Origin of the sequence: Hydrogenophaga electricum, from assembly GCF_030160815.1 — a bacterium.
GTDB lineage: Bacteria > Pseudomonadota > Gammaproteobacteria > Burkholderiales > Burkholderiaceae_C > Hydrogenophaga > Hydrogenophaga electricum.
The window spans coordinates 1-553 of the sequence record NZ_BSPB01000196.1 but is presented as its reverse complement, the minus strand read 5'-3'; the positions used below and the strand labels follow the sequence as shown (position 1 = coordinate 553).

The 553-nt window shown below is 65.5% G+C and carries 1 protein-coding gene; it reads left to right on the top strand.

Annotation, left to right across the window (positions count from 1 at the left end; translation table 11 throughout):
• Positions 1-553, top strand: a 553-nt coding sequence (locus QQK43_RS23825) for a hypothetical protein (protein WP_284309662.1), incomplete at both ends; no start/stop codon positions are given.

The window sequence follows — 553 nt, the reverse complement described above, 5'->3', positions numbered from 1 at the left end:
CCCGGGGCGGTCCATCTTCTTCCTCCCTTTTGCAATGGCAGGGCTGGTTCCGCCCTTTTCTTCTTTCTTCATGGATGTTCTGGAGTTTTACGATCTCCAGATGGCGCACCTCACCCGCAACGTGGTAATGACATTGGCCATCTTCGCGCACCTGTGCGAGATGTTCATCGGGCTGCGCCCATCCCTTCGGCTGTTCCGGTGGTTCTTCACCGTACAGCCGGTGTCGCCGCCGTCGGTGGTTGGTGGCTGCTACTTCCAGCCGCGGGGGCCGGTGCTGAACCGCTACATTCCCTGCGTCCTCCGCAAGAAGTGGGATGACTGGAAGAGCGACTGGTTCTACACCCCCCTCGCCGACGAAGCGCGCCTCCGACTTCCGAGCCAGCCCCCGGCGCAGGCCTCCAGCTGGCGGGCGGCGGTAGATCTGGGAGACGGCTACGACGCCGTTCTTGACCGCCTGGCGGGTCTGCGATCCCAGGGGCTCACGGGGGCCATGGTGTTCGGCGACTACCTTCGTCGCCGGATCGCGCCGCTCCAGGGGCGTGCCCGGGGCGCC